Raw genomic sequence first — 1,153 nt, 5'->3', positions numbered from 1 at the left:
CGCCGCGTTGCGTGGACGGCGCGGCGTCGGGCGCGCCGAGGCCCGCGAGACGGCCGGCCAGGATCGCGTTGTCGCCGCCGTTCACGCGCTGCACGCCGGCCGGTTCGGGGAACCACACGTCCACCTGGGTGCGCAGCGCATCGGGGCTGTCGAGCGATTCGATCCGCATCGCCTGTTCGTCGGCATCCTCGTGATCGTTCTCGGGCACCGCGGGCAACGCGCCGTTGAGCGCGGCGTTCGCCTTTCTACCGGCGCGGCGGCGCAGCGCCTCGGCATGCGAGGCCTTCGGATCGGCCGCGTAGCGCGCACCGCCGGTCACGTAGTCGCTGGCGGCGATCGGACGATTCGCGCTGATGCGCTGATGGAACGGCGTGGACAGTTCGGAGGTGGCGGCCTGCACATGCGTGGAGACGGCGGCGGCGACGCCGCGCGACGCGCCCGATTGCGCGCGCGCGTTCTGCGGCGCGGCGTTGGGGGCGGCGTTGTGACCGCCCGAGCGCGAGAACATCGCCTTCAGTCGGTTGGTGCCCAACTGGCGGCGCGCGGCGTCGTTGTTCTGCGCGGGATGCGCCGGGTCGCCCGCCCGTGCGTTGGCCGGCGCGTTTTGCGGTGCGTGGTTTCGCGTCCCGTCGCGCCGGTTCGGCAGCGGCGCGCCCGGCTGCGTGGCCGGCGCGGCCTGCCCCGGCACCACGTGCGCGACGCCGGGCACGCCGCGGGCTGCCGGCTGCTGCTGCGGCTCGGCGGGCGCGGTCCCACCGATGCGGGCGAGGACGGACTTGAACGACGGCATCGAGGCTCCGTGGCGCCATGCGGGCCTCGCGTGTCATCGCGAGGCCCGCAGGTTGGGATGGAACGTCATGCTAGGTCGCTTGCGTGACAACCAATAGTCATGACCGCCGTCCAACCGGAAGTGATGTCTCGCCATGCGAAGCGTGCGTGCCGGGCGCGGGTTTTCAGGGGGCGTCGTCGAGCAGATCGAGATCGGCGCGGATCCGTTCGACGATCCGGTAGGCGCCCTGTTCGGTCGCGCAGCGCAGCGCCGTGAGCAGCGCGCGGCGCGTGACGTCGGCGGCATCGCCGCGCGCGCGCGACAGCAGCCCCTGCAGGTGCAGCAGCCATGGCATCGTCCAGCGCTCGCCGGTGCGATCGGCGG

1 protein-coding gene and 1 pseudogene are annotated in these 1,153 nt (G+C 73.5%); both read right to left on the bottom strand.

The window, feature by feature from the left end:
- Positions 1 to 790 (bottom strand): annotated as a pseudogene (locus G3N92_RS33860) (autotransporter); the annotation flags it as partial.
- Between the two features lie 163 nt (positions 791 to 953).
- A partial coding sequence (locus G3N92_RS33855; protein ID WP_206131845.1) for a hypothetical protein occupies positions 954 to 1,153 on the bottom strand: 200 nt, incomplete at its 5' end.

Source organism: Burkholderia sp. Ac-20379, from assembly GCF_017104645.1.
GTDB lineage: Bacteria > Pseudomonadota > Gammaproteobacteria > Burkholderiales > Burkholderiaceae > Burkholderia.
The sequence above is the reverse complement of the archived record's forward strand: the minus strand, read 5'-3'. Positions and strand labels throughout refer to the sequence as shown.